Origin of the sequence: Mesorhizobium helmanticense, assembly GCF_003034915.1 — a bacterium.
GTDB lineage: Bacteria > Pseudomonadota > Alphaproteobacteria > Rhizobiales > Rhizobiaceae > Mesorhizobium > Mesorhizobium helmanticense.
Window position 1 is genome coordinate 24,796 of record NZ_PZJX01000030.1, and the last position, 25,936, is coordinate 50,731.

General features: G+C 63.9%; 24 protein-coding genes. 12 read left to right on the forward strand and 12 right to left on the reverse strand.

The window, feature by feature from the left end; translation table 11 throughout:
* Window positions 1-173: 173 nt before the first annotated feature.
* Window positions 174-1,148 carry a Dyp-type peroxidase gene (locus C9427_RS17810; protein WP_107650448.1) on the forward strand — a complete coding sequence of 325 codons (975 nt, stop codon included), beginning with the start codon at window positions 174-176 and terminating at the stop codon, window positions 1,146-1,148.
* A gap of 251 nt (window positions 1,149-1,399) precedes the next feature.
* On the opposite strand, the gene C9427_RS17815 is transcribed toward C9427_RS17810, so the two are convergent.
* Window positions 1,400-1,921, reverse strand: coding sequence for a hypothetical protein (locus C9427_RS17815; RefSeq protein ID WP_107650449.1), 522 nt, complete (start codon window positions 1,919-1,921; stop codon window positions 1,400-1,402).
* Between the two features lie 98 nt (window positions 1,922-2,019).
* Window positions 2,020-3,435 carry an FAD-binding oxidoreductase gene (locus C9427_RS17820; RefSeq protein ID WP_107650513.1) on the reverse strand — a complete coding sequence of 472 codons (1,416 nt, stop codon included), beginning with the start codon at window positions 3,433-3,435 and terminating at the stop codon, window positions 2,020-2,022.
* A 104-nt stretch (window positions 3,436-3,539) separates the two neighbouring features.
* Between C9427_RS17820 and C9427_RS17825 the strand changes: the two genes are divergently transcribed.
* Window positions 3,540-4,025, forward strand: a complete 486-nt coding sequence (locus C9427_RS17825; protein WP_107650450.1) for a thioesterase family protein — start codon at window positions 3,540-3,542, stop codon at window positions 4,023-4,025.
* A 256-nt stretch (window positions 4,026-4,281) separates the two neighbouring features.
* Window positions 4,282-4,479 carry a hypothetical protein gene (locus C9427_RS17830; protein ID WP_008876617.1) on the forward strand — a complete coding sequence of 66 codons (198 nt, stop codon included), beginning with the start codon at window positions 4,282-4,284 and terminating at the stop codon, window positions 4,477-4,479.
* 40 nt (window positions 4,480-4,519) lie between these two features.
* Here the strand turns inward: C9427_RS17830 and C9427_RS17835 are convergent, their stop codons facing one another.
* Entirely contained in the window at window positions 4,520-4,999 is a 480-nt protein-coding gene (locus tag C9427_RS17835; RefSeq protein ID WP_107650514.1) for an Lrp/AsnC family transcriptional regulator, read from the reverse strand.
* 89 nt (window positions 5,000-5,088) lie between these two features.
* On the opposite strand from C9427_RS17835, the gene C9427_RS17840 reads away from it, so the two are divergent.
* The 3 genes from C9427_RS17840 (at window position 5,089) to C9427_RS17850 (ending at window position 7,732) form a co-directional block, all read left to right on the forward strand.
* Window positions 5,089-6,006 (forward strand): EamA family transporter, encoded by a 918-nt coding sequence (locus tag C9427_RS17840; protein WP_107650451.1) that lies wholly within the window; start codon window positions 5,089-5,091, stop codon window positions 6,004-6,006.
* Window positions 6,007-6,137: 131 nt separating this feature from the next.
* Window positions 6,138-7,286 carry a histidine kinase dimerization/phosphoacceptor domain -containing protein gene (locus tag C9427_RS17845; RefSeq protein ID WP_107650452.1) on the forward strand — a complete coding sequence of 383 codons (1,149 nt, stop codon included), beginning with the start codon at window positions 6,138-6,140 and terminating at the stop codon, window positions 7,284-7,286.
* On the forward strand, window positions 7,283-7,732 hold the full coding sequence (locus C9427_RS17850; protein WP_107650453.1) for a response regulator: 450 nt from the start codon (window positions 7,283-7,285) through the stop codon (window positions 7,730-7,732). Before C9427_RS17845 ends, C9427_RS17850 begins: the two co-directional genes overlap by 4 nt.
* Before the next feature lie 12 nt (window positions 7,733-7,744).
* Here C9427_RS17850 and C9427_RS17855 read toward each other — a convergent pair whose 3' ends face one another.
* Entirely contained in the window at window positions 7,745-8,671 is a 927-nt protein-coding gene (locus C9427_RS17855) for a dienelactone hydrolase family protein (RefSeq protein ID WP_107650454.1), read from the reverse strand.
* A 247-nt stretch (window positions 8,672-8,918) separates the two neighbouring features.
* Here C9427_RS17855 and C9427_RS34110 point away from each other — a divergent pair, with 247 nt between their 5' ends.
* A complete protein-coding gene (locus tag C9427_RS34110) occupies window positions 8,919-9,062 on the forward strand; it encodes a hypothetical protein (RefSeq protein WP_167434389.1) in 144 nt (47 codons plus the stop codon).
* A 249-nt stretch (window positions 9,063-9,311) separates the two neighbouring features.
* A complete protein-coding gene (locus tag C9427_RS34805; protein WP_245437095.1) occupies window positions 9,312-9,503 on the forward strand; it encodes a hypothetical protein in 192 nt (63 codons plus the stop codon).
* Between the two features lie 18 nt (window positions 9,504-9,521).
* On the opposite strand, the gene C9427_RS17865 is transcribed toward C9427_RS34805, so the two are convergent.
* Window positions 9,522-11,834, reverse strand: coding sequence for a glucose/quinate/shikimate family membrane-bound PQQ-dependent dehydrogenase (locus C9427_RS17865; RefSeq protein ID WP_107650455.1), 2,313 nt, complete (start codon window positions 11,832-11,834; stop codon window positions 9,522-9,524).
* Between the two features lie 265 nt (window positions 11,835-12,099).
* On the opposite strand from C9427_RS17865, the gene C9427_RS17870 reads away from it, so the two are divergent.
* From C9427_RS17870 to C9427_RS17880, 3 genes are all read left to right on the forward strand, one after another.
* Window positions 12,100-13,740 carry a helix-turn-helix transcriptional regulator gene (locus C9427_RS17870; RefSeq protein WP_107650456.1) on the forward strand — a complete coding sequence of 547 codons (1,641 nt, stop codon included), beginning with the start codon at window positions 12,100-12,102 and terminating at the stop codon, window positions 13,738-13,740.
* 166 nt (window positions 13,741-13,906) lie between these two features.
* Window positions 13,907-15,193, forward strand: coding sequence for a flavin-containing monooxygenase (locus tag C9427_RS17875; protein WP_107650457.1), 1,287 nt, complete (start codon window positions 13,907-13,909; stop codon window positions 15,191-15,193).
* A 93-nt stretch (window positions 15,194-15,286) separates the two neighbouring features.
* The gene (locus tag C9427_RS17880) at window positions 15,287-17,995 is read left to right on the forward strand and encodes an ATP-dependent helicase (RefSeq protein WP_107650458.1); all 2,709 of its coding nucleotides are present in this window, start codon (window positions 15,287-15,289) and stop codon (window positions 17,993-17,995) included.
* Window positions 17,996-18,004: 9 nt separating this feature from the next.
* Here C9427_RS17880 and C9427_RS17885 read toward each other — a convergent pair whose 3' ends face one another.
* The 5 genes from C9427_RS17885 to C9427_RS17910 all read right to left on the reverse strand — a co-directional run bounded on the left by C9427_RS17885 (window position 18,005) and on the right by C9427_RS17910 (window position 23,094).
* Window positions 18,005-19,054: an ABC transporter permease gene (locus tag C9427_RS17885; protein WP_107650459.1), complete on the reverse strand. Its 1,050-nt coding sequence runs from the start codon at window positions 19,052-19,054 to the stop codon at window positions 18,005-18,007.
* Entirely contained in the window at window positions 19,051-19,848 is a 798-nt protein-coding gene (locus C9427_RS17890) for an ATP-binding cassette domain-containing protein (RefSeq protein WP_107650460.1), read from the reverse strand. Before C9427_RS17890 ends, C9427_RS17885 begins: the two co-directional genes overlap by 4 nt.
* 81 nt (window positions 19,849-19,929) lie before the next feature.
* Window positions 19,930-20,943 (reverse strand): substrate-binding domain-containing protein, encoded by a 1,014-nt coding sequence (locus C9427_RS17895; RefSeq protein WP_107650461.1) that lies wholly within the window; start codon window positions 20,941-20,943, stop codon window positions 19,930-19,932.
* Window positions 20,944-21,151: 208 nt separating this feature from the next.
* On the reverse strand, window positions 21,152-22,057 hold the full coding sequence (locus tag C9427_RS17905) for a sugar phosphate isomerase/epimerase family protein (protein WP_245437096.1): 906 nt from the start codon (window positions 22,055-22,057) through the stop codon (window positions 21,152-21,154).
* A complete protein-coding gene (locus tag C9427_RS17910) occupies window positions 22,057-23,094 on the reverse strand; it encodes a Gfo/Idh/MocA family protein (protein ID WP_107650464.1) in 1,038 nt (345 codons plus the stop codon). The genes C9427_RS17905 and C9427_RS17910 overlap by 1 nt, the downstream gene beginning before the upstream one ends.
* 191 nt (window positions 23,095-23,285) lie before the next feature.
* Here C9427_RS17910 and C9427_RS17915 point away from each other — a divergent pair, with 191 nt between their 5' ends.
* Window positions 23,286-24,311, forward strand: a complete 1,026-nt coding sequence (locus C9427_RS17915; RefSeq protein WP_107650465.1) for a LacI family DNA-binding transcriptional regulator — start codon at window positions 23,286-23,288, stop codon at window positions 24,309-24,311.
* Here C9427_RS17915 and C9427_RS17920 read toward each other — a convergent pair whose 3' ends face one another.
* Window positions 24,312-25,166 carry an ADYC domain-containing protein gene (locus C9427_RS17920; RefSeq protein WP_146172555.1) on the reverse strand — a complete coding sequence of 285 codons (855 nt, stop codon included), beginning with the start codon at window positions 25,164-25,166 and terminating at the stop codon, window positions 24,312-24,314. It lies immediately after the preceding gene.
* Window positions 25,167-25,272: 106 nt separating this feature from the next.
* Entirely contained in the window at window positions 25,273-25,710 is a 438-nt protein-coding gene (locus C9427_RS34420; RefSeq protein WP_208636376.1) for a hypothetical protein, read from the reverse strand.
* Window positions 25,711-25,936: the final 226 nt, after the last annotated feature.

Here is a 25,936-nt window from a genome sequence, read left to right on the forward strand (position 1 = left end):
GTGTCGATAAAGAGGCAATTCGATCGTGTCGTCGGCAAGGCGATGACGCCATACGCTGTTGCCTGATCCCTGGCGATCGCGGTATCCTGTCTTGAGCGGACTCGTTCTCTTCTCGCGATGTCTCCGGTTCGTGACCGTCTGAAACAAATCCTGGAAAAAACGGAGACTTTCGCATGTCGGGGAAGAATTGGGAGCGTGTGCCGATCGATGCGCAGAGCGTCGACGCTCCGCTGTCGCTTTCGGCGGTGTTTCTTGTCGTCACCGTCGCCAATGAGCCGGCCGCTCTCGCCAAGGTCGCCTCGGTGCTCGGCGGGCTCGACGATCTCGTCAAGACCGTCGGCTTCCGCGACCTTTCCGGCCGGCTGTCATGCATTGCCGGGATCGGCCGCGACCTCTGGGATCGTCTCTGTCCAGACCGGCGGCCGCTTGAGTTGAGACCGTTCGCGGCGATCAAGGGCGCGGTTCATTCGGCGCCGTCGACACCCGGCGACCTTCTCTTCCACATCCGGTCCGAACGCCCCGACATGTGCTTTGAGTTCGAGCGGATTCTGCTCGGCAGTCTTGGCGAGAGCGTGACTGTCGTCGACGAGGTCTCCGGCTTTCGCTATTTCGATGCGCGTGACCTGCTCGGCTTCGTCGATGGCACGGCCAACCCGACCGGCCTCGATCTGCCCGCCTCAGCACTTGTCGGTGATGAGGATGCCGACTTCGCCGGCGGCAGCTATGTCGTCGTGCAGAAATATTTGCACGATCTTGCTGCCTGGGCGCGAATTCCAACGCCGCTCCAGGAGGAGATCATCGGCCGCACCAAGATCGACAATATCGAGATCGACGATGACGACGCTCCGCGCAAATCGCACAAGTCGCTGGCCACCATCGAGGATGCCGACGGCAATGAATACGACATCCTGCGCGACAACATGCCCTTCGGTCGGCCCGGGCAAAACGAGTTCGGAACCTACTTTATCGGTTATTCCCGCTATCTCTGGGTGATCGAGAAGATGCTGCAGCGAATGTATGTCGGCGAGCCGTCGGGCGCCTACGACCGGCTGCTCGATGTCTCCACGCCGCATACCGGCACCACATTCTTCGCCCCAACCCGCCCCATGCTGCAAACACTTGTCGAGGAAGCGCAGGGGAAGCCTTAGAGTATTTGCAGCCACGCCGCTCCAAGGTGTATCGAGATTCAGGTCAGGCCGAGCCGGAGTCGAAGACGGGCGCGAAGCGACCAAACAGGTGGTTTTCGAGAACCGGAGCGGACATTTGGGTCCGTGAGCACCGGCCTATGTCGGCCGTAGCCTTGACGACCACGACGCTCACGAGTGCTTCGGCCGGCGAAGGCCGGAAGCGCAGAAAACGCCATCAGATGGCCGCCAGAGTAGAGTTTCCAAACGGTCTCTTAGCGTGCGTCGCGCTTTGCCTGCGCCACCTTGGCCGCCTTGCGCTGGCGGCCAAGTTCCATCGGCCGCACCAGGTTCGGCGCCCTCTGGTTCACCACTGCCCGCATGCCCTTGTGCGCGGTCCGTGTATTGAACTCGGGGCCGTCCGCGCCAGCACCTTGCTTCATGGCGAGCGCCTTGCGCGCATTATCGACCAGCGAGATCCGCGTCGCCAGTTGGCGGCGGCGTTCGGCCTCGCCATTCAGCCGCCGCATGGCCATCGCCAGAACTTCGAGCTTCAACTGCGAACCACCATCGGCCTTTGAAGCGGCGGCACCTTTCGGCGCACCTTTGCCGCGGATCTCGCGGCGACGGCGATGCGCCTCGCTCTGCGCCTTGTCGCGCCGCTCCCGCAACAGTTTGACCAGGCCGGCAAGCTCGGCGTCGGCAAGATCCTGAACCGCCGGATGGTGCGATTTCTCGACCAGACCGTGTTCGTCGGCGCTCAGCGCCCGCGCCTCTTCCTTGCGTGACATCGCCATGCTGCTCGCTCCTCTGACTTGGCAGCTGCCTGTTTTCAGGCCCTCGCCTGAAGTCTCCGGCCAAATGGCGGCACGGTCAAGGCGAGCATCGTCATGGCCTACTTTGCAGCCGGCAGGATCTTGCCCGGATTCATGATGTTGAGCGGATCAAGCGCCTGTTTGATCGTGCGCATGATGTCGACGCCGTGGCCAAGTTCGTGGCGCAGGAAACCGACCTTGCCCTGGCCGATGCCGTGCTCGCCGGTGCAGGTCCCGTCCATGCCGATCGCCCGCATGTTCAGCCGCGCCACGAATTCTTCCGTCTGCGCGATTTCCTTCGGGTCATCCACGTCCATCAACACCAGCACATGGAAATTGCCGTCGCCGGCATGGCCGACGATCGGCGCGACCAGCCCCATCTCGGCAATGTCGGCTTCGGTTTCGGTGACGCATTCGGCAAAGCGCGAGATCGGCACGCAGACGTCGGTCGACAGGCCCTTGGCGCCGGGCCTGAGCGTCAGCGACGACCAATAGGCGTCGTGCCTGGCCTTCCAAAGCTTCGTCCGCTCCTCGGCGACGCTGGTCCACAGGAACGGACCGCCGCCATACTCCTCCGCGATCGCGCCGAAGGTCTCGGCCTGTTCGGCAACGCCGGCGTCACTGCCATGGAATTCGACGAACAGGCATGGGCTTTCCGGATAGTCGAGCTTCGAATAGCTTTTCATCGCCCGCATCTGCAGCGCATTGACCAGTTCGATGCGCGCCACCGGAATGCCCATCTGGATCGTCGCGATCACCGCGTTGCAGGCCGCCTCGACGCTGGGAAATGGACAGACGCCGCCGGAGATCGCCTGCGGAATGCCCTGCAGCTTCAGGGTCAGCGAGGTGATGATGCCGAGCGTGCCTTCCGATCCGATCAGGAGCCGCGTCAAATCATAGCCGGCCGAGCTCTTCTTCGCGCGTTTTCCCGTCGTCACCGTCTGTCCGTCCGCCATCACCGCCGTCAGCGACAACACATTCTCGCGCATCGTGCCGTAGCGCACGGCATTGGTGCCCGACGCCCGCGTCGCCGCCATGCCGCCGAGCGAGGCGTTGGCGCCCGGATCGATCGGGAAGAACAGGCCGGTGTCGCGCAGATGGCGGTTGAGATCCTCGCGCGTCACGCCGGCCTCGACGGTGCAATCGAGATCCTGCGGATTGACCGCCAGGATGCGGTTCATCCGCGACGTATCGACCGAGATGCCGCCGCCCGGCGCATTGGTATGGCCCTCCAGCGAGGAACCAACGCCGAAGGCGATCACCGGCACGCGGTGCGCCGCGCAGGCCGACACGATTTCCTGCACCTCGGCCGTCGTCTCGACAAAGGCCACGCCGTCCGGTGCCTGGGTCGGAATGTAGGTGGTGGTATGCGCATGCTGGGAGCGGATGGCTTGTCCGGTCTGAAACCGCTCACCCAGCCGCTGCTTGAGGATGCCGAGCACGGCGGCAATCCCTTCCTCGTTGCGCTCGACTTGATTGAGGTCGCTCAGAGCCATCGATTCCTCCGCGAATGGACCAGCGTCCATACTTGTTATGGATTTATGGATGCGTAGTCTCACCAACCATGCTCTGTCCAGCGACCCCTAAAAGGAAATCCAAGATGCCGATCCCAGCCCCTTTCGTTTCTCGAGCCATGGACATCGAGAAGGACTGGATCGACTACAACGGCCATCTCAACATGGCCTATTACAACGTGCTGTTCGACCGTTGCTCGGACGACGCCTTCGAGATGATGGGGATGGGACCGAACTACGCCAAGGACCGCCGCCTCACCATCTACACGGCGGAAGTGCATGTCTGCTACGTGCAGGAGCTGCATTTGGAACACAAGGTTACCGTTTCCTTCCAGCTCCTCGACCATGACGACAAGCGGCTGAGGGTCTACCAGGAGATCCGCCATGTCGACGGCTGGCTCGCCGCCACTTCCGAATCACTATCGCTGCATGTCGACATGTCCGGGCCGAAAGTGGCGCCCTTCCCGGCCGATGTCCTGGCCAGGGTCGAGGCCATGCGCGCCGCCCATGCCGTGCTGCCGATGCCGGAGCGCGCCGGCCGTTCGATCGGCATCAAGCCGCGTCGTGCCTGAAGAGGTTCTTTTTGCAGAATACGGCTTAAGTCCTTGTTTATATTCATACCGTTGCCGCAAAGCCACTATGCCCCGATAAGCAATTGGCACTAGCCCGCAAGATGACTTGACCCGCGGCTGGCCCCCGTTAACCTTACCGAGGTTTTAACGTGAACAAGCCGAATTGAGTCGTTGAACGACTCAGCGCGGCGGTCGAAAACCGTCCGCATCGAGTTGCGATACGGGCGGCTGGACGGAAGCGGTTCGGGGAACGTGCATGAAAACCGACATCAAGGTCGAGGCGGACAGGCTGGCAGCCGATCCACGCATCAGCGACTATGATTTCTGGCGCTCGCTGAAGAATCTCAACAACGAGATCTTCCACATCGCCAACAACAATGAGCCGATCCCCTTCGCCATGATCCGCTGGCGCGCCATCCTGAAACAGGCGCGCTCGAAGCGCGGGCATGCCTGACCGGAAGTCACGCCGAGGCTTCACTGCCCCCTTTCCGAGATCAAACCGAGCGCTTCAGCGCCCCCAGCGGCGAGCGCGCCGTCACCGGTGACGACTGGATGAGTGCGGTGTTGGTCATCGCGTGCGGGATGATGCGGTCGATTACCCGTTCGAGCTCGGCTACCGAGCCGACATGCGCCAGCGCGATGAAGCAATCCTCACCCGTAACCCGGTCGCATTGCGCGATCTCCGGCAGGTCGCGGATGATCTCGGCCACCACGGCCAGTTGCCCCGGCACCGGCCTGATCCGCAGCCATGCCGACAGCTTCATGCCGAGCGCTGCCGGATTGATCCTGACCGTATAGGCTTCTATCACGCCGTTCTCCTGCAGCCGCTTGATGCGCTCAGCCACGCTCGGCGCCGACAGGCCGACCGAACGCGCCAGTTCAGCCGTGCTGGTGCGCGCATCCTTTTCCAGCAGCCGCAGGATTTTCAGGTCGGCGGCATCGAGATCTGGATTTTCGCTTCGAAGGCGTTTCAATGAAAAAATCCTCGGATCGAAAGGCCATTGATTGTTTTGGCCGGTCATCATCCATATAAACCGGAAAAATGCCTTGCGATAATGATCTCATGAAGGATCCAGCGCAAGCACCCGTAGCCAGCCCTGCCCTCGCCGGCCCAGCCCTTGCGAATTTGGCGAGTGCGTTGCCGCCGCATGTCTGGTTCGGCGTCAGCGCCGTGTTCCACTATCTCGGCCCAGCCTTCGCCGTGCTGCTGTTCCCGCATGTCGGGGTGCTCGGCATGGCGTGGCTGCGCATCGCCACTGCCGCCCTTGTCTTCGCGCCGCTGACCCGGCCGTGGACGGTCTTTGCCCGCGCCGACCGCTCGACCAGATTGATGCTTCTGGCCTTCGGCATCTGCCTCGGCGTCATGAACTGTTCCTTCTACCTGGCGCTCGACCGCTTGCCGATCTCGCTGGTCGCGGCGATCGAATTCGTCGGCACCATCGGCGTCGCGCTGGTCGGCCTCAGAAGCCCGCGCAATCTCGCGGCCCTTGCCGTCGCTGTCACCGGCACCTTGCTTTTGATCGATGTGAAATGGTCGAGCGATCCGGTCGGCCTGTTCTGGGCCTTCCTCAACGGCGCGCTGTTCGTCCTCTACATCGTGCTTGGCCATCGCATTGCCCGCGCCGGCGCCGGCGGCGGCATCGCCGGCCTGGGCGCCGCGATGTCGGTCGCTTTCCTCATCGTGCTGCCTATCGGTCTTGCCGATGCGCTGCCGGCCTTCTCGGCGCCAGTGCTGCTCATAGCCGCCATCGGCGTCGGCATCTGCTCGTCGGTCATCCCTTATATCTGCGACCAGCTCGCCATGTCGCGGCTGCCGCGCTCGAGCTTCGCGCTGATGCTGTCGCTGCTGCCGGTCACCGCGACGCTGATCGGCGTCGTTGTACTGCGGCAGATACCGAGCCTCACCGATTGCCTCGGCATCGCGCTGGTCGTGGCCGGCGTCGCCTTCCACAGGTCGGCGGGTCCAGAGCAGATCGATTAGTCAATTTATTTCAATAGCTTGTAAAAATCCCGCTTTGGTTCCCCGATTCGAGCAGCTGCGACCAGAAAGCTTAGGATTGAACCAATCCCGCCTTTGCGCCGTTGTCCCTTCGAAAACGGTTGGAGCAAAAGATGGATTGGAAACGCACCAGTGAGCCGGCCGATGCATGGCACATGACGGACGACTTGCATGCCGAGCACGGCAAGGGCGATCCGTTCGCGGCGGCCATTCGCGCCACAAGGATGTCGATGATCATCACCGATCCCCGGCGGCCGGACAACCCTATCGTATTCGCCAATGACGCCTTCCTGCGCCTCACCGGCTACGAACGACAGGAGGTTCTGGGCAAGAACTGCCGCTTTCTGCAGGGACCAGAGACCGACAGGATGGCAGTGGAACAGGTTCGCGAAGCAATCGCGAGCCGCAGCGATATCAGCATCGATCTCTTGAACTATCGCAAGGACGGCTCGACGTTCTGGAACGCGCTCTACATCAGCCCGGTATCCAATGACAAAGGCGAGCTGCAGTTCTTCTTTGCTTCGCAGCTTGACGTTTCCGACCGCAAGCTGTCCGAACATCGGATGAGCGCTGACAAGGAACGCTTCGAAAAGGCGGTCAGGGAACGCACGAAGGAGTTGGAAGCCGCTCTGGAGGCGCAGACAACACTGCTTCATGAGGTCGATCATCGCGTCAAGAACAATTTGCAGATGATTTCTTCTCTGATCATCATGCAGCGCCGGACCATAAAGGACGAAGGCATAAGGCAATCGCTGACCACGATGCTGGAACGCATCGAGGCCTTGAGCACCGTGCATCGCCGGCTATATCAATCGAAGGACGTCAGCAGGTTCGACGTTTCGGACTTCGCCCGCGACTTGATTTCGGATCTGCTCACGGCATCGGGACGTTCCGAGATAACATCGAAGCTCGACCTTGATCCGATTGTCGTTTCTGCCGAAAAAGCCACCCCCGTGGCCCTCATGGTCAACGAACTCGTCACCAACGCCCTGAAACACGCCTTCAAGGAAAAGCCGGACGGATCGATCGCCGGCAGCATCGGCATCAAGATGAGTCAGCCCGATGGCCACCTCAATATCGAAGTTACCGACGACGGCGTCGGCATGGCCGATTCCAATGGTGATGCCTCTTTCGGCATGCGGCTGATCAAGTCTCTCGGCCGCCAGTTGCATGCCGACATCGAATGGCGAGATGCCGGCCCCGGCACCCGGGTCGTCATCAGGATGCCGAATGTACCGCAGCAAGAAGGGAATGTGTTATGATTGAACCGCTCAAGGTCCTCATCGTCGAGGACGAAGCGCTGCTGGCCATGGAACTGGAAAGTCTGATCGAGGAAGCCGGCCACAGCGTCGTCGGCTGGGCGACCTCCTCTGGCGAAGCGGTCGATATGGTCGATTCGACAGACGCCGACATCGCCTTTGTCGACATTCACCTGGCCGACGGCGCGACCGGCGTCGAAGTGGCCGAACATTTCCGTCGGAGCAAGCGCTCAATGGTGGTGTTCATGACCGCCAATCCAAAACGCATTCCCGATCATTTCGCCGGGGCAATCGGCGTCATCGCCAAACCTTATACGATGAACGGGCTGACGTCGGCATTGCGCTATCTGCAGGAAGGCGTCCGTCGTCCGCCACCCGAGTCGGTGCTGCCGGCGGGCTTCACTCTGTCGCCGGCCTTCCAGACAGTCTGGATACCGACGGCCGCCTGACAACCAGACCCGCTACGCCAGCTTCTCCCTGAGGAAGGTAACCGTCCGGCCCCAGGCAAGATCGGCCGCCTGCTTGTCGTAGCGGGCCGCCGACGTGTCGTTGTTGAAGGCATGGTTGGCGCCTTCATAGACATAGACGGTGTATTCGACATGGGCCGCGCCGAGTTCCTTCTTGAAGGCGTCGATGCCGGCATTGATGCGCGTGTCGAGCCCGGCATAGTGCAGCAGCAGTGCCGCCTTGATCTTGGGCACATCCTCGGCCTTCGGCTGCATGCCGTAATAGGCAACGCCGGCGGCGAGATCGGGCGCATTGACCGCCAGCATATTGACGGTGCCGCCGCCCCAGCAGAAGCCGACCGCGCCGACCTTGCCATTGCCGTCCTGGTACCCCTTGAGGAAGGCGACCGCCGCCACGGCATTGGCCGCGGTCTGCGCCGGATCGAGCTTGGGAAACAGGTCACGCGCCTTGTCTTCGTCGACCGGCGTGCCGCCGAGCGGCGACAGGAAGTCCGGCGCCAACGCCACGAACCCTTCCAGCGCGATGCGCCGTGCCACATCACGTATATGCGGGTTGAGCCCCCTGTTCTCATGCACGACGATGACGGTGCCAAGCTTGCCAGACTGGCCGGCCGGCTTGACCAGATAGCCCTTCATCTCGCCACTACTGCCCGGGAAAGTGATGTCCTCGCCCGTCACCCGCGGATCGTCCTCGGCAATGATCGCCGCCTGGGCCGCATTCGCCGCCAGCAGCGGGGCGATCGTGGCCGCCGCCGCGCCCGATCCGGCAAGCCTGGTCAGTTGCTCCATGAAGCGGCGGCGGTCGAGCGTCAGATGCGTGTATTCGTCATAGGCGTCGATCATCGCCTGGGTAATGGCGGGCTTCGTGATGACCGGTTTGGCAGGCTTGGCGCTTTCGGGACTGGCGGCGGACTTCGTCATGGCGTGCTCCTCGCTTCGGGATGATCTCGCTGCGAGAAGATAGGGTCGGAACATGCATGGTCCAGTCACGGATGAGTGACGCGGCAAAAGCCCTCAGGCGAAGGATCGGCTCCCATCACATTTTGGTCATTTCCGATAATCTTGATGGTCCTGCCACAATATGAAGGGAAGCTGCTGGCGGTGGCTCACCTGCCCCCGCCCGGCTGGCTCCGACAAGGGCCAACTCCGACAAGAAGGAACAATGCCCATGACCTTCCCCATCCTGGCAAGCGCATTCGTGCTTGCTGCCGCCGCCCTGCTGGCGCTGCGTTCCGCCGCTTTCGCCAGCCGATCGGTGGTCAAGGTCCGCAGCAACCGACGCCGGCCTGCAAACACGAAAACCCGGGGCTGAGGCAGGTTATGGACGCCCAGGACATCGTCAATACCGTCTCCCAAAAAGCCGGCCTTGACCAGGCCGTGACGGAAAAAATCGTCGGCACGATTTTCTCGGTGCTCGAGCATGAAGCGGAAGGCACAAGCGTCTCCAGCTTCTTCGCCAAGATCCCCGGCGCCGATGGGCTGGCCCGGAAATACGACGTCATGGCCGCCGCTCCGGCCGGCGGCGGTCTCCTGTCGTCGCTGCAGGGCGCGCTTTGGTGGCGTGCTCGGCGAAAAGACCGGTGCGCTGATCAACGGTGTCGCGGCGCTCAAGGCGTCGGGCCTCGACATGGCGCAGATCCGCCAGGCCGGCGCGACGCTGATCCAGCAGGCTGAGACGGCAGCCGGCCCCGAACTGACCAACGAGGTGCTTGGCTCCGTGCCCAGCCTCAAGGGTCATCTGGGGCTCGGCTAGACTCGCCTTGCGCTGCCTCTACTTCGGCAGCGTGTAAGCCATCACATAGTCACCCGGCTTGGTGCCGACCGAGCCATGGCCGCCGGCGACGATGACCACGAACTGGCGCCCGTCGGCGACGGTATAGGTCATTGGCGTCGACTGACCACCGGCCGGCAGCCTGGCCTGCCAGAGCTGCTTGCCTGAAGTCAGGTCATAGGCGCGCAGATAATCGTCGACCGCCGCCCCCAGGAAGGCGACGCCGCCGGCGGTGATCATCGGCCCGCCAATGCCCGGCACGCCGACCTTGAATGGCAGCGGCAGCGGCGTCATGTCGTAGACGGTGCCGTTGCGATGCTTGTAGGCGATCTTGCCGGTCCTGAGGTCGGCGCCCGCGACATAGCCCCAGGGCGGCGCCTGGCAAGGCACCCCGAGCGGCGACAGGAACGGGCCCATCACCACTGCGTAGGGCGCGCCCTCGTTGCGGTTGAGGCCCTGCTCGCTGCCGCGCCCTTCGTCCGGCGGCGGCACCTGGTCGCGCGGAATGAGCTGCGACTTGAACGCCAGATAAGTCGGCATGCCGAACATCACCTGGCGGACCGGATCGACCGCCACGCCACCCCAGTTGAAGGTGCCGAAATTGCCGGGATAGATCAGCGAACCCTGCACGGAGGGCGGCGTGTAGCGGCCCTCATAGCGCAGGCCCTGGAATTCGATCCGGCACGCCAGCTGGTCGAACATGGTGATGCCCCACATGTCGGCGCCGGTCAGTGGCTTCGGATTGAAGGTCAGATCCGAGACCGGCTGCGTCGGCGCGGTGTGATCGCCTTCGATCGCACCGCCCGGCGCCGGCATTTCGTTGACCGGGATGATCGGCTCGCCGCTGCGCCGGTCGAGCACATAGAGGTCGCCCTGTTTTGTCGGCCCGACCAGCGCCGGCACCGCGCCGCTGGCCGTGGTGATGTCGATCAGCGTCGGCTGCGCCGGAACGTCCATGTCCCAGAGGTCGTGGTGTACGGTCTGCCGCACCCAGCGCACTTGTCCGGTGTTGAGATCGAGCGCGGTGATCGAGGAGGAGAATTTCTCGACATTGGCGCTGCGCCCGGCGCCGAGCTGGTCCGGCGTCTGGTTGCCAAGCGGCACATAGAGCAGGCCGAGCTTCTCGTCGGCGCTCGCCGTCGACCACATGTTGGGCGAGTTGTGGGTATAGGTTTCACCCGGCGCCAGCGGTGTCGTCTGCTCCGGATTGCCGGAATCCCAGTTCCAGACCAGGGCGCCGGTATCGACATCGAAGGCACGGATGACGCCGGACGGTTCCTCGGTCGAATAATTGTCGTTGACTGCGCCGCCGACGATGATCTTGCCGCCCGATATCAATGGCGCCGAGGTCGAATAGTAATAGCCCGACTTCGGATAGGGCATGTTTGCCATCAGGTTCAGCGTGCCACCCTCGGCGAAGGCTGGGCAGACCTGCCCGTTCGCCGCGTCGAGCGCGATCAGCCGCGCATCGGAGGTCGGCAGGTAGACACGCGCGGCACAGGGCTGGCCGGCGGCGATCCTGGCGTCGGCATGATACGACACGCCGCGGCAGGTCTGGTGCTGGCGGTCCTTGTCCAGCTTGACCTGCGGATCGTAGCGCCACTTCTCCGTCCCGGTCGCGGCGTCGATGGCGATGGCGAAATTGTGCGGCGTGCAGATGTAGAGCGTATCGCCAACCTTCAGCGGCGTCACCTGATAGGTCGTCTCGCTGACGTCGTCCGGCCCCTTCACATCGCCTGTGCGGTAGGTCCAGGCAGGCTGCAGCTTCGCCACATTGTCCGGAGTGATCTGGTCGAGTGGTGAATAGCGCTGGCCGTATTGTGTGCGGCCGTAATAGTGCCATTCGCCGGCAGGCACGTCGCCGCCGAGATCGGCGGTCGGCGTCACCTTGTCGGCGCTGAGCTGGCCGGCGATATCCTTCGGATCCGCCGTCATCGAATAACCGGCGACAGCAAGCGAGGCGAGCACTGCCAGGATAAGCGGCGCCCGGCCGTCCGGGCCGGTGAGGCCCCGCCGTGCCCAAGGCGTCAGCAGCCACAGCGCCACAAGCACGATGATGCCGCCGCGCGGGCCAAGCTCCCACCAGTCGAAGCCGATTTCCCAGACCGCCCAGCAAAGCGTGCCGATCACGATCGCCGCATAGAGCCATAGCGCCAAGGACTTGCGCCTGTAGAGCAGCCAGGCGGCGATCAGGAAAGCGAGACCTGTTATGACATAGTACCAACTGCCGCCCAGCGAAGCCAACCAGATGCCGCCGCCGCCAAGCGCCAGGCCGATGAGGAAAAGGACCACGGCGGTAAGGACGGTTGCCATAACGACACTCCTTCAAGCCCAGCAGGCGAGCGACCGAAACCGCCATTACGAAATGGAAACGTAGCCCGCTATTGATTCTGTTTCATCTCGCTGCCGCAGTTTTCCGCTGGCCTGCACGCGGTGTCAAATCAGCAGGACAATATCCTCCGATACCGCAGGCATTGCTCCGCCCTATCCTTTGGTCCTGCTGTCGCTCACGTTGAAATGACAGGGCGTGGCATACGCCATTCTTCTGCCTGCTATCAGGCAATGCTATGCTCTGCCTATGACAGCCGACGCCGCCTCGTTGCTCGAACGGGCCCGCCACGCCTACGCGCAACGGGCATGGGCGGATGCATTCGCGCTTCTTCAGGCAACGGACGAGATCGCGTCTCTTGGCGTGGAAGACCTGGAACGGCTGCTCTGGTCGGCGGGGATGCTGGACCGCGATCAGGACATATTCGCTGCCGGCGAGCGTCTCTTCAACATCCATATCGAAGCGGGCCGTGATGACCAGGCGGCGTATTGGGCATTCTTCCGTGGCTTCAGGCTTATGGCGTTGGGCGAGGAAGGCCACGCAACTGCCTGTATCCAGCAGGCGCAGCGCCTGGCTGATGGCTTCGGCCGCGAGTGTGCGGCGCATGGCTATCTGCTGTTGGTGGCGGCTCAAAAGGAAATCATGACCGGCAACGATCCGGCATCGGAGGCGCTGGCAAGGCAGGCGCTGGCGATCGGCGAACGCTGTTGCGACATCGATCTGATCGCCTTCGCCAGATGCTATCTCGGGCGCGCGCTGGTCCGGCAGGGCCGGGTCGAGGAAGGCATCGCCCTGCTCGACGAAGCCATGCTGCCGGCCGCCGACGGCAAGCTCTCGCCCATTGTCACCGGCCTCATCTACTGCAACCTCATCGCCGCGTGCCGACAGGTCTACGCATTCGATCGTTCGCGCGAATGGACGCAAGCGCTGTCGGACTGGTGCGGAGCGCAGCCGCAGCTCGTTCAATTCAACGGCGTCTGCCTGTTGCATCGCGCCGAGATCATGGAATTGAACGGCGCCTGGCAGGACTCCATCGCCGAGGCCAGGCGCGCGACGCTGTCGCTGACCCATGCGATCGGCAATGAAGCGGCGGCGGGGGCGGCCTACCAGGAGGCCGAAATCCATCGGCTGCGCGGAGAATTCGCCGCCGCCGAAGACCTCTACCGTGCCGCCAGCCGGCTCGGACTGGAGCCGCAGCCCGGCATGGCGCTGCTGCGTCTCACGCAGGGCCGGGCTGACCAGGCGGCGGCAACCATTCGCCGTGTGCTGGCCACGACCAAGGCGCCGCTGGGCCGTGCCCGCCTGCTGCCGGCGTTGGTCGAGATCATGATGGCAGCGGCCGCCGTCGACGAAGCGCGCGAAGCCTGCGCGGAACTGGAGGCGATCGCCGGCCGCTTCGCCACCGAGATCCTGGCCGCGATGGCCTCGCAGGCGAGAGGTGAAATCGAGATGGCTGGCGGTAATGCCGCGACAGCGCTCGGCCATTTCCGTGCAGCGCTGACAATCTGGCAGCGCGCCGGCGCGCCCTATCTGGAGGCGCGTCTGCGCGTGCTGGCCGGTCAGGCCTGCCGCATGCTTGGCGACGAAGATGGAGCCGAACTGGAATTCGAGGTCGCCGGATCGGTTTTCGCCGCGCTTGGCGCCGCGCCCGACCTCGCCCGCGTCAATCTGTTGATGCGGCCGGCCGCATCACCTTCGCATGGTCTGACGCGGCGCGAGATCGAGGTCCTCGGCCTCGTCGCCACCGGCAAGACGAACAGGCTGATCGCGACCGAGCTCGGTCTCAGCGAAAAGACCGTCGACCGGCATATCAGCAATATCTTCGACAAGCTGGCGGTCAACTCGCGCACTGCGGCCACAGCCTACGCCTTCCAGAACGGCCTGCTCTGACAGGAGGCTATGGGGGAAAATCCCCATGGGATTTTCTTTGTCTGTGGGGTGTCTCCCCGAAGCGGGCACCCTGCCGGTTCGCTATTTCTTTCTCCATGGCTGACGAAAACCGCATGGAGCGATCATGAACCCGACTTCAACACACGCCCCCTCTTCAACACATGCAATGAAACCGCATGGCCGTGGCGTCGGCATCACCGAAACCAGGGCGCGCGCCGGTGCGTTGCTGGAACAGGGTGCGGCGTTCATGCACCTGGAGGCCGGCGCACTGTTGGCAACGGGCAGCCAGGCGCCAACAGGCGACGAAAAGCGGCCCGCGCTCAGGGAAGAACATGTCGATGTCGTCGTCATCGGCGCCGGACAGAATGGCCTGTCCGTCGGCTATCACCTTGCCCGCAAGGGCGTGAACTTCGTCATCCTGGAGGCACGCGAACGCGTCGGCGACATCTGGCGCTCGCGCTGGGATTCGCTGCGCCTGTTCACGCCGGCACGCTTTGACGGGCTGATTGGCATGCCCTTCCCCGCCGCCCGCTATTCCTTCCCGACCAAGGACGAGATGGCCGATTATCTCGAGGCCTATGCGAAGAAATTCTCCCTGCCGGTGCGTACCGGCGTCAAGGTCGACGAGGTGACCCGTTCCGGCGACCGCTATATCGTCACATCAGGCCGAACCCGCTACGTCGCCAATCACGTCGTGGCCGCGGCCTCGAGCTACCAGAAGCCGAAAATCCCGGATTTCGCGGCATCGCTCGATCCGTCGATCCGGCAATTCCACTCGGGCGCTTACAAGAACCCATCGCCGCTCAATGCGGGCAGCGTGCTGCTGGTCGGCGCCAGCAATTCCGGCGCGGAAATCGCCATGGATCTCGCGCGCACGCACCAGGTTTGGCTGGCCGGACGGCATCCCGGCAATATCCCGGTCGCCTACAATGGCTATTTCGCCATGCGTCTGGTCCTCCCGATCGTCTTCCGCATCGTTTTCCACCGATTGCTCACGGTCGACACCCCAATGGGCCGCAAGGCCAAGCCTGGGCAACTGGCCCATGGCCTGCCGCTGATCCGGGTCAAGCCCAGCGATTTGGACGCCGCCGGTGTCCGCAGGGTCTCCCGCGTCGCCGGCGTTAGCGATGGCAAGCCGCTGCTCGACGACGGCCAGGTTCTCGATGTCTCGAACGTCATCTGGTGCACCGGTTTCCGGGCCGGGCTGGATTGGATCAAGCTGCCGATCTTCGACGAAAACGGCCGGGTGAAGCAGTATCGCGGCACCGTGGAGGGCGAACCGGGCCTCTATGTCTGCGGCCTGCATTTCCAGCACTCGACCTCTTCCACGATGATCCATGGCGCCGCGCGCGATGCCGGCTATGTCGCGGACAAGATCGCCGAGCGCATGCGGGCAGCCACCAGCTACTCGCAGGAGCGCATTCGAGCCGGATTGTCGGGCGCCGGGCGATAATATTCGCACGGCGATCGGCAATTCGGCTTCCAAACCGGAACAAAACGTAGACACTTCTGGCCTTTCGCTACCGAATCACTACATTCGGGGGCGATGTCCGGCTTTTCGGAAGACATGCCCTTTTTTGACGAACCGAATGCGCGGCCCGCGGCCCCGTCCGGCATCGCCGCGCGCGCCATGGCTGCCCGTAGCGGCCAAAGCAATGCGCCCGACTATCTCAAGGGATTGAACCCCGAACAGCGGCTGGCGGTGGAGACCACCGAAGGCCCGGTTCTGGTGCTGGCCGGCGCCGGCACCGGCAAGACGCGGGTGCTCACCACCCGCATCGCCCACATCCTCGCCACCGGCAAGGCTTATCCCTCGCAGATCCTCGCCGTCACCTTCACCAACAAGGCTGCGCGCGAGATGAAGCAGCGCATCGGCATCCTGATCGGCGAAGGCAATGTCGAGGGCATGCCCTGGCTCGGCACGTTTCACTCGATCGGCGTCAAGCTGCTGCGCCGGCACGCCGAGCTGGCCGGGATCAAATCCGATTTCACCATTCTCGACACCGACGATGTCGTGCGCCTGATCAAGCAGCTGATCCAGGCCGAGGGGCTGGACGACAAGCGCTGGCCGGCCAAGCAGTTCGCGCAGATGATCGACGGCTGGAAGAACAAGGGGCTAGGCCCCGCCGACATTCCCGAGGGCGACGCCCGCTCCTTCGCCAACGGCAAGGGCCGCGAGCTCTACAAGGCCTATCAGGAGCGGCTGCAGACGCTGAATGCCTGCGATTTCGGCGATCTCTTATGCCATCCGATCCGCATCTTCCGCGCCTATCCCGACGTGCTGAAGGAATACCACAAGCGCTTCCGCTACATCCTCGTCGACGAGTACCAGGACACCAACACCGCCCAATACATGTGGCTGCGGCTCTTGGCGCAGCGGCCGGAAGGTGTGGGAAAAAGCGCAAACGTCGGCGGCAAGCCGATCTCCCCCCTTGAGGGGGAGATGTCCGGCAGGACAGAGGGGGGTGCCTCGCACCGACAGGCCGGCGGGACAGCGCCCCCCTCTGTCGCCTCCGGCGACATCTCCCCCTCCAGGGGGGAGATCGGGCGCTCTTCGGCCGAGACCCGCGCCACCGTAAACATCTGCTGCGTCGGCGACGACGACCAGTCCATCTATGGCTGGCGCGGCGCCGAGGTCGACAACATCCTGCGCTTCGACAAGGATTTTCCCGGCGCCACGATCATCCGACTGGAGCGCAACTACCGCTCCACCGCGCACATCCTTGGCACGGCTTCCCACCTCATTGCCCACAATGAGGGCCGCTTCGGCAAGACGCTGTTCACCGAAAAGGTCGCTGAGGACGACGAGAAGGTGCATGTCCACGCCGCCTGGGACTCGGAGGAAGAGGCGCGCGCCGTCGGCGAGACCATCGAGGCCTACCAGCGGCAGAAGCATAATCTCAACGACATGGCCATTCTCGTGCGCGCGTCCTTCCAGATGCGCGAGTTCGAGGACCGTTTTGTCACGCTCGGCCTCAACTACCGCGTCATCGGCGGACCGCGCTTCTACGAGCGCATGGAAATACGCGACGCGCTGGCTTTCTTCCGCGTCGTCGCGCAAGGCGCCGACGACCTCGCCTTCGAGCGCATCGTCAACGTGCCGAAGCGCGGGCTCGGCGAAGCCACCATCCGCCAGATCCACGACACCGCGCGCGCCCTTCGCATTCCGATGCTGGAGGCCGCCGCCAAGCTCGCCGAAAGCGACGAGCTGAAGCCGAAGCCGCGCGCCGCACTTCGCGAGGTCGCAGCCAATTTCGAACGCTGGCAGAAGGCGCTGGAAACCACGCCGCACACCGAACTCGCCGAGACCATTCTCGAAGAGAGCGGCTACACCGACATGTGGAAGAACGACCGCTCGGTGGAAGCGCCGGGACGGTTGGAAAACCTGAAAGAACTGATCCGCTCCATGGAGGAGTATGAATCGCTACGCTCCTTCCTCGAACATGTGGCGCTGGTCATGGACGCCGAGCAGAATGAGTCCCTCGACGCCGTCAACATCATGACACTGCATTCGGCCAAGGGCCTTGAATTCGAGACCGTGTTTCTTCCGGGCTGGGAGGAAGGCCTGTTCCCGCACCAGCGGTCACTGGACGAAGGCGGCCGCTCCGGGCTCGAGGAAGAGCGCCGCCTTGCCTATGTCGGGCTGACCCGGGCCAAGAAGAACCTGCACCTGTGGTTCGTCTCCAACCGCCGCATCCACGGTCTGTGGCAATCGACCATCCCGTCGCGCTTCCTCGATGAACTGCCGGAAGCCCATGTCGAGGTCGCCGAAAGCGGTAATTCCTATGGCGGCTACGGCAATTCCTATGGTGGCGGCTCATTCGCCTCGGGGCGCGGCGGCCGCCAGAACCCTTATGGTGCCTCGCGCTTCGACAATGTCGGCGCGGAAAAATCTGGCGCCTTCTCCAACACCTATGCGACGCCGGGCTGGCAGCGCGCGCAAGCCAACCGCACCGAGGCGACCGACCGCAACTGGGGTTCGCGCTCCGGCCATCAGGTCGAGCGCATCGGCTATGGCGAGACCGACTCCGGCTACGGCGCCGGCCGCACCTCGGTCAAAGGCCGCACCATCGACGGCGAGCTGGTCGCCAAATCCGTCGCCGACAAGCCCTCCGCCTTCAATGTCGGCGACCGCGTCTTCCACCAGAAATTCGGCAACGGCAACATTTCCGCCATCGAAGGCAACAAGCTGACCATCGACTTCGACAAGGCCGGCCAGAAACGCGTGCTGGACGGGTTTGTCACCGGGGTGTGAGCAGCCTGTTCACCGATACCGCGCCTGGTTCCACTTATGCCCGAGCAGCGACAGGATGATGATCAGCCCGTTGAAGAACTGGACGTAGAAGCCGCTGAGGCCCGCCGCCACCACGCCGGTCTGGATGAACGCGACGGTGACCGCGCCGATGGCGCCGCCGATCACGGTGCCGATGCCGCCCCAGGTTGGCGTGCCGCCGACGAAGACCGAGGCCAGAACCGGCAGCAGATAGCCGTCGCCGGCCGTCGGCCACCAGGTGAAGTTGATCATCACCGAAAACGTGCCGGCGATCGCCGCCCCAATGCCGACGAACACGAACACTTTCACCCGCACCCGCTTGACGTCGATGCCCATCTGCTGGGCGCTGTCGGGGTTGTCACCGACCACCCTCACCTGCGCGCCGAAGCGATGCCTGTTGTAGAGCAGCGCCGACAGTACGACGAAGGCGATGGCCCAGAAGATCTGCACCGGGATGCCCCAGATCTGGCTGGAGAAGATCTTGTAGGCCCAGCTGTCGGCGAGGCTGGTGAGCGCCGTCGACTTGCCCTCGTTGATGATCTGGATCAGGCCGCGCAGCAGGAAGTTCATGCCGAGCGTGGCGATCAGCGACGACAGCCCGCCATAGACCACCAGCGACCCGACGAGGAAGCCGAGCAGCGTGCCCGTCGCGATGGCGGCGGCGATGCCGAGGAACGGGTCGTAGCCGGCCTGCACGACCAGCGCGAACACCCATGAGGCAAAACCCATCGTCGCCGGAAACGACAGGTCGATCTCGCCGCAGGTGACGACGAAGACCAGCGGCACCACCACGAACAGCGCCACCGGCAGCGTGGTCAGCACGGAGCTGTAGAGATACCAGGTGGTGAAGACGACCGGGTTGGCGATCATGAACACCGCCATCATGACGATGAACACGCCAAGCGTGCCGAGTGAAGCGCGGTTGTCGAGGATGAAGCCGCGCAGCCAATTGTCGGACGGGTGTCTCCACTCTTTCCCCGCGGCCTCGTCATGCGTGACGCCGAGAGGGCTCTGCAGATCGGGTTCCATGATCTTGCTCATCGCGCTGCCCTCCCCGCGTCGCCGGCGTCGTGCAGGCCGGGCAAGCCGCCGGGATGCGCCACGTCTTCCATGAAGTTTATCAGGTCCTCGGCCGACTTGACCTCGCTGCGGTCGGCGGTGAGCGCGACCTTGCCGCGGTCGAGCACGACAAAGCGGTCGGCAATGTCGAAGACGTGATGGATGTTGTGGCCGATGAACAGGATCGATCGCCCGCTCGCCCGCACCTGGCGCACGAAGTGGAACACCTTGGCGGTTTCGGTCAGCGACAGCGCCGTCGTCGGTTCGTCCAGCACGATCAGCTCGGCCTTCTTGTAGATGGCGCGCGCGATCGCTACGCCCTGGCGCTCGCCGCCCGAAAGCTGGCCGACGATCGAGTGCGGCGTGAACACTTTTGAGGTGAAGCCGATCTCACGCATCAGCCGGCTCGCTTCTTCTATTTCCTTGTTGACCTTCAGCCAGCCCATAAAGCCTGTGAGCTCGCGGCCCATGAAGATGTTGCGCACGATCGTCTGCTGCACGGCCAGCGCCCGGTCCTGGAACACCGTCTCGATGCCGGCGTCGCGCGAGCGCGCGGGGCTCCATCCGGACACCGGCTCGCCGCGCACCAGGATCTCGCCGCTGGTCGGCTGGACCACGCCGGATAGGATCTTGATCAGCGTCGACTTGCCGGCGCCATTGTCGCCGATCAGGCCGACCACCTCGCCGCGGTCGACGCTGAGATTGACCCCGCCCAGCGCATAGACCTGGCCGTAGGACTTCTTGATATCGCGCAGTTCGATGATGCGTTCGGCCATCGGATCCTCGCTTGATTTCGTGCCGGCGTCCTCGCCAGCGGCCCGCCGGCCGGGCCAGATCCCGGCCGACGGCTTGGGAGGTCAGCGCAGCGCCTGCTTGGCCAGCTCGGCGACGATCTCATAATTCTGCGGCGTGACGAAGCCGGCGCCGGTATCGACATTCATCGGCGCCAGGCCAAGCACCACCTGCTGGCAAAGGCTGAGGATCGGCAGATAGCCCTGCAGGAACGGCTGCTGGTCGGCCGTCAGCTGTACCCAGCCGCCCTTGAAGCCCTCGACGATCTGCGGGCTGGTGTCGAAGCCGAAATTGAAGATGTCGCCCGGCTTCCTGCCCGCCGCCTGCATGTAGGTCGGGACGTTGCCAAGCATCTGTCCGCCGGGATAGCCGACCGCCTTGACATCAGGGTTGTTGAGCAGTGCCGCGGTGATCACCGGGATGGCCAGATTGGGGTCGGACGCCCATTCGCCGCTTGGCGGCGAGGAAAGCTGGATGACCTCGACGCCGGCTTCCTTCAGCGCGGCGACGGTGCCGCGCTCGCGCGCCCCGCGGGCCTCGTTCTCGAACGGACCGATCATGATCGCCTTGTCGCCGGCCTTGAGCCCGGCCAGCTTGAACGCCTCGGCGCCGAGCGCACGGCCCTGCTGTTCCTGCTGGGCGCCGACATAGCCGCCGCCGAACGCTTCCACCACTTTCGGCACCGGCACGTTCTGATACATCATCTTGATGCCGTCCTTGTGCGCCTGTTCGGCCAGCGGCATGATCGAGGCGTCGCCGGGATGACCCATCATGGCGATGCCGTTGGGCTTGACCGCGACCGCCTCGCGCAATTGCTGCACCATCTTCTCGACGTCCCACTGGGAAAAGATGTAGTCGACCTTGGGTCCGAGATCGGCCGCCGCCTGCTTGGCGCCGTTGTAGACGATGGTGCCGAAGGCATCGCCCTCGGCGCCGCCGACGAAGAAGCGGATGTGGACATCCTTGCACCATTGGGCGTCGAGTGCCTGCGCAGGCAAGGTGGAGATTGCGGCAGCGAGCGCCGTGGCGGCGGCCACGACGGTCGAGCGCAGAACTGTCGTTCTCATCGCGATGCTCATGCACTTATCCTCCCATTGTTCCCTCGCAAGCCGAGGGGTTTCGACGAATGCTTCGGCTTGTCGCCGCAATGCTTCGCTGGCCGGCTCCTCCCGCCAGCTTAAAGCGCGTCGCGTTTGAACGAACCCGTGCGACGCGCTTTAAGTTCTTGTTTTGAGGCATGTCGTTAGCGCAAAACCGCGGCGCACTTTTGCGCGACATGCATCGGCCTCAAGCCGGGTTCGGCAGATACGTCGCACCTCCCCGGCATTGCTTGAGATAGTCCAGCGCCCGAACCTGCCCGGTGATCTCGAGGTCGCCGCGATAGACCGGGTCGTGCCAGCCCTCGATGTCGATGGCGCCCTTGTAACCGGCGAGCCGCAATTCGCTGATCACCCGTGTCCAGTCGCTGTCGCCGAAGCCCGGCGTGCGCATCTGCACGAACGGCAGCCGGCCGAACACGCCATGCTCGCGGATCACGTCCCAGCGCACCGTCGCGTCCTTGCCGTGGACATGGAAGATGCGCGGCGCCCATTTGCGGATCTGCGGCATCGGGTCGATGAGATAGACGAGCTGGTGGCAGGGCTCCCATTCGAGGCCGAGATTTTCATCCGGCAATTCGTTGAACATCAGCTCCCATGCGTCCGGATTGTGGGCGATGTTCCAGTCGCCGCTGGCCCAGTTGCCGTCCATGGCGCAATTCTCGAAGGCGATGCGCACACCCTTGTCGGCGGCGCGCTTGGCCAGTTCCCCCCAGACCTCGCGGAAGCGCGGCAGGCTGTCGGTCAGCTTCTTGCCGCGGATGCGGCCGGTGAAGCCGCTGACAACGCTGGTTCCAAACAGATGCGCATTGTCGATGACCGTCTCCCAGGCCTTCAGCACGCCCTGATCGATATCGCCGCTTTCCAGCGGGTTGCCGAATACGCCCAGCGACGAGACGATGACGTCGGCATCGCCGATAGCGTCGCGGATCTGGCCGGCCAGCCTCGGCAGGTCCTTGCCGCCCAGCGTCTGCCAGAAGAAGGGCTGGATGCTCTCGAAGCCGAGCGGCAGGATCTGCTTGATATAGGCGGCCGGGTCGTCGAGATTGGCCCGCACCATGGTGCCGATCCTGATATCGAGAAGCGGGTTTGGCATCATTGTGCGTCCTTGAGTTCTGCGATCGCCACCCGGCGCCCGGTCTCGGCGCTCTCGATGGCGCCAAAGACCATGGCCAGGCTCTTGATATTGTCGGTGCCGCGCGTTTCCGGCTCGGTGCCGGTTTCGATGGCGTGCATGAAATCCCTGATGATGCCGAGATGGCCGTCGACGCGGTCCGCCGGATCAAGCGGCGGCACGTCCACCGGCTCGGTTTTGTCGAAAAGCCCGTCCCGGACGGACAGCGCGACCTCAGCCTTCAGATCGTCATGGCCGTCCCAGAGCAGGCTGCCGCGCTCGGCGACGATGCGCCAGCTGCCTTCCCAGCTGGTGCGGAAGCCATTTGCGCACCAGGAGCCGGCATAGGTGAAGACCTTCCCGCCGCCGAGATCGAAGGCAGCACTGGCCGACGATCCCTGCCGGTACCAGGAATTCGTCGGTTCCCATTCCTGGCAATAGACGCTCACCGGCTCGCCGCCGACCATGTAACGGGCGGCATCGAATGTGTGGATCGCCATGTCGAGCAGCAGGACATGGGCCATTTCCTCGCGAAAGCCGCCGAAATGCGGGGCGATGAAGAAGTCGGCATGGATGCTGGTCGGCTTCCCGATGGCGCCGGAAGAGAGAAAGCGCCTGATACGCCTGACATTGGCGACGTAGCGGCGGTTCTGGACGACGGCATGGACGCGACCCGCCTGGCGCGCCGCCTCGACGATGGCGCGCGCATTCTCCGGACTGTCGGCCAGTGGCTTTTCGGTCAACAGATGACAGTGATGCGCAAAGGCGGAAAGTGCGACATCGCGCCGGGCGGCGGGGACCACGACATCGAACACGGCCTGGGGTTTGGTCTGGTCGAGCACCGCGTCGAGGCTGGTTCCGATGACGGCGCCGGAGAGTTCGTATTCGCGCGCCCTCGCCTTCGCCCTTTCCGCGTCGAGATCGACAAGGCCGGCAATACTGAGCCCGTCGATCTGCCTCGCGGCATCGAGCCAGCGCTTGCTCATGGCGCCGCAGCCGACCAGGACGACATCCATCATCCAACTCCTCCCGTTCGGCCCCTCCAGACCGAAGTCACGGCATTTTCGGCATCGCCGTAAACGTTTTTCCGTAAACGTTTACGACAACATACCTGATGAGATAGAATGTCAATTGGCCGCTCCCGAAAAATCGTCTTTATCCTTGGCCTGCGCGGCTGCCGGTGCTAGCCAAGCAAGGGGGAGAACTGTCCTTGGCGTCCAGCATCTACGACCTCGCGCGTCACCTGAACATTTCGATCGGCACCGTGTCGCGCGCGCTCAACGGGCGCGCCGACGTCAATGCCGATACGCGCCAGCGCGTGCTCGATGCGGCGGCAAAGCTGAACTATTCGCCCAACCAGTCCGGACGCAGCCTGAGGCGCGGCTCGACCCACTCGATCGCCTTCATGCTGCAGCCGCATCCCGGCGACCAGCAATATGGCGAGCCGTTCTTCATTCCGTTCCTGACCGGGCTGCAGGCGAAACTCGCCGAACGCGGGCTCGACTTGATCGTGGTGATGGGCGCGCCGGGCGACTATCAGCAGGAGCGCCTGCGCCGGGTCGTCGAGACACGCCGGGCCGACGCCGTGGTGCTGGCCTGGACGCGGCGCGAGGACGAGCGCATCGATTATCTGACCAGGGTCGGCTTCCCCTTCGCGACGCTCGGCCGCAGCCGATCCGGTGGCAAGCCCTACCCCTCGCTCGACCTCGATTTCGAAAAGGCCGGAGCCGACGCCGTCGATCGCCTCGTTGCGCGCGGCCACCGCCGCATCGCCGCCATCCGTCCATCGCTCAACCTCAATTTCGGCTATCTCTTCCTAGCCGGCTATCGCAAGGCCTTGCGGCGGCATGGCATCGAGGTCGATCCCGAACTGATCGCGTCCGGCTTCATCAACGAGGCCGGCGGCTACGAAGTGACGCCGAGGGTTATGAATTCCCGGAACCCGCCGACCGCCATTATCTTCAACAATGACGCCATGGCGCTCGGCGGCTGCAAGGCACTGGCCGAGATGGGCATCAGGCCCGGCCACGACATGGCGGTGATCGTCATCGTCGACACGCCGCTCTGCCGCTATTTCTCGCCGGCGCTGACCGCCTTCCGCCCTCCCCTGGAGCCGATGGGACGGCGGCTCGCCGAAATGCTGCTGGCCTCAATCCCGGCCTACGCCGGCGAGGAAGGTCCGAGGACGATTCGCGAAGTCTGGCCGCTCGAGTTGATCGCACGCGACAGCGACTGATCACGGCGCGGTCGGTTGACGCCTTGATCCACGGCGCAGGTCGATCGAACGGTTGAGGATCAGCGCCCCGGCCCGGCTTTCGCACGCCGCTGGCCGCTCCTGTCGCCGCACATCAGGGCAGATCCGCGCCAGCCCCTCCATCGTCAGCACATCCGGTATTCTCGTGTGGCTGACGCAAAGCGCGCCGCCGGCATCCCATGCCGCTTCGAACGACATGTCCGGCACCGCCTCGTCCTGCTGGATGCCCTTGCGGTCGTAGACGACGATCGGCGTCCCGTTACGGGTGTGGCCGACGCCATCGCCGCAATAATCGGCGCGGATCATGCGGGTGCACGCCTGATGATGGTCCCACAGCGACGTGCCGTCCGCCGATCTTTGCCAGGGCCGATAGCCGAAGCGCACGCATTTCGCCTGAGCTCCGCCGGTGCAGGTGATGCTGAAGGCTGTACCGGACGGCAAATGGCGGCCGTCCTGCGTCCAGGTCCCGGCGAGCGGAAAGCCCATGCGCCGGCCTTCAATGTCGGCTTCGCAGATGTTGCGCCATTCGCCGGTCGCCGCGTCACGGCTTGACATGGAGTATAGCATGATCGCGCCGTCCGGATTGCGGGGATCGGTCTCCACCGCATCGATGCGCAATGGCACCTGGTCTCGTCCGTCGCCAATGGTCAGAACGGCACCGACGAGATCGTTCTGAGGGACAATGCGACCGTCTTCCGTCGCCACCTCGAACCGTGTGCCGATCACGGAAATCGAGCCGATCATCTCTCCGCTCCCGGCCTCGGCCGGGAACGCCGCGGCGATGCCGAAAATGGCGGTGGCGATGGCAACCAATGTGTAGTTCCCGCGACGTGGCATTTGGGCTCCTGACGGTGCGTTTTGCGAGCCGTGATTGGTGAAGCGCGGCAGTTGTTTCATTTGACGGAGAACGGACGGCACAAGGCCGTCCGCCTGTAGTTGATGCCTAACGCCTCGGCGAGGGGGTTGGCCGGTCAGGGTTGGTTCCGTTGTCGCCGCCAACGCCGTGGCCAGACGGAAGGCCATTGCTTTTCTTGCCGGCGTTCGCGGGTTGGCTATTGCCCTTCTGAACAGCCGGCAAATTGCGATCGTTCGGGTCGATGACAGAGCCGGCGCCATGCTGAACGGCCGGCAAGTTGCGATCGTTCGGATCGACGACGGACTTGCCGGCCGGAGCGAGGCTTTTCGCCAAAACGATGCCGTCGGCATGCACGCCGTTGAGTGCATAGACGCCGAGGCCATTACTGGTCAGCGAATTGCTGGTCAGCGAGTTGCTGGTCAGCGAATTCTGCTGCAGGCCGTTCAGCGACTTGCCGTTCATGCCCTCCGGACCTCCGGCGCTGGCCGGGGCCACGAGGCAGGCCATCGCCACGGCGGCGGCCATGTAAATCTTGAAGCGATACATCTTAGTTTCCTTTTCGTTTTTCGCGGAGCCGTCCCGTCGGGTTCGCTCCATGGCGCGGCTTCTCCCTCCCGACTGTTTCGGACGAATGCCGAATTCCTCCGAATTGTTTCGATTGTTGCGATCCGTCCAGGCGCCGCGCCCGCTGCGCACCGGCGCGACGACACAAAGGAAACCTTTGAGCAGCAAGTCGGCAAATCCACGCAAC

What these genes read in the sequence shown, in the direction of transcription:
- C9427_RS17905 (WP_245437096.1), bottom strand. Translation starts at nt 22,057, where the DNA reads ATGCCAAACCCGCTTCTCGATATCAGGATCGGCACCATGGTGCGGGCC.
- C9427_RS34420 (WP_208636376.1), bottom strand. Translation starts at nt 25,710, where the DNA reads ATGGCCGCCGCCGTGGCGATGGCCTGCCTCGTGGCCCCGGCCAGCGCC.
- C9427_RS17920 (WP_146172555.1), bottom strand. Translation starts at nt 25,166, where the DNA reads ATGCCACGTCGCGGGAACTACACATTGGTTGCCATCGCCACCGCCATT.
- C9427_RS17850 (WP_107650453.1), top strand. Translation starts at nt 7,283, where the DNA reads ATGATTGAACCGCTCAAGGTCCTCATCGTCGAGGACGAAGCGCTGCTG.
- C9427_RS17865 (WP_107650455.1), bottom strand. Translation starts at nt 11,834, where the DNA reads ATGGCAACCGTCCTTACCGCCGTGGTCCTTTTCCTCATCGGCCTGGCG.
- C9427_RS17910 (WP_107650464.1), bottom strand. Translation starts at nt 23,094, where the DNA reads ATGATGGATGTCGTCCTGGTCGGCTGCGGCGCCATGAGCAAGCGCTGG.
- C9427_RS17875 (WP_107650457.1), top strand. Translation starts at nt 13,907, where the DNA reads ATGAAACCGCATGGCCGTGGCGTCGGCATCACCGAAACCAGGGCGCGC.
- C9427_RS34110 (WP_167434389.1), top strand. Translation starts at nt 8,919, where the DNA reads ATGACCTTCCCCATCCTGGCAAGCGCATTCGTGCTTGCTGCCGCCGCC.
- C9427_RS17815 (WP_107650449.1), bottom strand. Translation starts at nt 1,921, where the DNA reads ATGGCGATGTCACGCAAGGAAGAGGCGCGGGCGCTGAGCGCCGACGAA.
- C9427_RS17895 (WP_107650461.1), bottom strand. Translation starts at nt 20,943, where the DNA reads ATGAGCATCGCGATGAGAACGACAGTTCTGCGCTCGACCGTCGTGGCC.
- C9427_RS17870 (WP_107650456.1), top strand. Translation starts at nt 12,100, where the DNA reads ATGACAGCCGACGCCGCCTCGTTGCTCGAACGGGCCCGCCACGCCTAC.
- C9427_RS17885 (WP_107650459.1), bottom strand. Translation starts at nt 19,054, where the DNA reads ATGAGCAAGATCATGGAACCCGATCTGCAGAGCCCTCTCGGCGTCACG.
- C9427_RS17890 (WP_107650460.1), bottom strand. Translation starts at nt 19,848, where the DNA reads ATGGCCGAACGCATCATCGAACTGCGCGATATCAAGAAGTCCTACGGC.
- C9427_RS17880 (WP_107650458.1), top strand. Translation starts at nt 15,287, where the DNA reads ATGTCCGGCTTTTCGGAAGACATGCCCTTTTTTGACGAACCGAATGCG.
- C9427_RS17840 (WP_107650451.1), top strand. Translation starts at nt 5,089, where the DNA reads ATGAAGGATCCAGCGCAAGCACCCGTAGCCAGCCCTGCCCTCGCCGGC.
- C9427_RS17830 (WP_008876617.1), top strand. Translation starts at nt 4,282, where the DNA reads ATGAAAACCGACATCAAGGTCGAGGCGGACAGGCTGGCAGCCGATCCA.
- C9427_RS17810 (WP_107650448.1), top strand. Translation starts at nt 174, where the DNA reads ATGTCGGGGAAGAATTGGGAGCGTGTGCCGATCGATGCGCAGAGCGTC.
- C9427_RS17820 (WP_107650513.1), bottom strand. Translation starts at nt 3,435, where the DNA reads ATGGCTCTGAGCGACCTCAATCAAGTCGAGCGCAACGAGGAAGGGATT.
- C9427_RS17855 (WP_107650454.1), bottom strand. Translation starts at nt 8,671, where the DNA reads ATGACGAAGTCCGCCGCCAGTCCCGAAAGCGCCAAGCCTGCCAAACCG.
- C9427_RS17825 (WP_107650450.1), top strand. Translation starts at nt 3,540, where the DNA reads ATGCCGATCCCAGCCCCTTTCGTTTCTCGAGCCATGGACATCGAGAAG.
- C9427_RS17845 (WP_107650452.1), top strand. Translation starts at nt 6,138, where the DNA reads ATGGATTGGAAACGCACCAGTGAGCCGGCCGATGCATGGCACATGACG.